Origin of the sequence: Pseudomonas sp. K8 (assembly GCF_014889455.1) — a bacterium.
GTDB lineage: Bacteria > Pseudomonadota > Gammaproteobacteria > Pseudomonadales > Pseudomonadaceae > Aquipseudomonas > Aquipseudomonas veronii.
The window spans coordinates 1-1,426 of the sequence record NZ_VJWO01000109.1; the positions used below are offsets into that span (position 1 = coordinate 1).

1 protein-coding gene is annotated in these 1,426 nt (G+C 56.5%); it reads left to right on the forward strand.

The window, feature by feature from the left end:
- Positions 1 to 85 precede the first annotated feature (85 nt).
- Positions 86 to 1,417: an IS4 family transposase gene (locus tag INT12_RS30375; protein WP_017849527.1), complete on the forward strand. Its 1,332-nt coding sequence runs from the start codon at positions 86 to 88 to the stop codon at positions 1,415 to 1,417.
- Positions 1,418 to 1,426: the final 9 nt, after the last annotated feature.

Sequence of the window (1,426 nt, forward strand, 5' to 3'; positions counted from 1 at the left end):
TAATGCCGATCAGTTAAGCCTTCTCGCTTGACCTTTGGCCGCAAAAAATCAAAATCCGATGCCTACACTGGCATCGGATTTTTTTATGCGTCTCGCTCGGGCACTGGAACTGACCCACAACATCGCCTCTACCCCCAACGCCATCGAGGGATTGGATGCCTTGCTCGATCCTTCTTTGGTCGAACAGGCGCTTGAACAAGCGGGTGTGGCGACGCTGCGCAAGCGTCGTTTGCCGCTGGAAATGATGCTCTGGTGCGTGATTTCCATGGCGTTCTTCCGGCGCATGTCTGCCTGGGATGTGGTCAGTCGCATGAACATCATGTTGCCGGGCCAGCGCCCGTTGGTGGCCCCCAGCGCCGTAGTCCAGGCCCGTCAGAGATTGGGCAGCGAAGCTGTACGACAAGTCTTCGATTTGACCCAGAAAAGTTGGCATGAGGCGGCCGGCCATCCGACTTGGGCCGGTCTGCGTTTGTTGGGCGTCGATGGCGTTGTCTGGCGCACGCCCGACACGCCGGAAAATCGGGCGCGCTATGACTCCGCCAGCAACCAGCATGGCGACACCGGTTTTCCTCAGGTGCGCATGGTCTGCCAAATGGAGTTGACCAGCCATTTGCTGATTGGAAGTGCGTTTGACGGCTACCGCAGCAACGAAATGAAACTGGCCGAGCAACTGATCGAAACCACCCCCGATCACTCGCTGACGCTGTTTGATCGTGGTTTTTACTCGTTAGGTTTATTGCATCAATGGCAGCAAGCAGGCGTCGAACGCCACTGGCTGATGCCGCTGAAAAAAGGCTCGCAGTACGAGGTGATCCAGCGTTTGGGGCGCCAGGATGCGATTGTTTCGCTGAGCACTTCGCCGCAGGCCCGCAAGCAATGGCCCGGGTTGCCGGATCGGCTGACAGCGCGACTGCTGAGCAAAACCGTCAAGGGCAAGGTGTGTCAGATCCTGACGTCGATGGCCGATCCGCTGCGCTTTCCATCCGACGAAATCGTCGATCTGTACAGCCAGCGATGGGAGATTGAACTCGGATTTCGGGAGATGAAACAGACGCTGCTCAACAGCAGTTATACGCTGCGCAGCAAGACGCCAGAGATGATCGAGCAAGAGTTGTGGGGCGTGTTGTTGGGCTACAACTTGTTGCGCTATCAGATGGTGGAAATGAGTCGCCACTGTCCTGGCATTTACCCGTGCGAAATGAGCTTTACCGCCTGCACTTGGGCGATTCTCGGGTTTATCAACAGCGTCTCCGCCGACCGTTCCGGGAACATTCCCAAGTATTTGGCCGAGCTTCATGCTTCAGCGCCGCACTACGTGCTGCCGCATCGACGTGAGGAGCGCGTTTATCCTCGGGCGATTCGGCTGAAATCACCGAAGTATCCGATCAGAAATAAAAATGCCAGTCAGCTTAACTGACTGGCATTA

What these genes read in the sequence shown, in the direction of transcription:
- INT12_RS30375 (WP_017849527.1), top strand. Translation starts at nt 86, where the DNA reads ATGCGTCTCGCTCGGGCACTGGAACTGACCCACAACATCGCCTCTACC.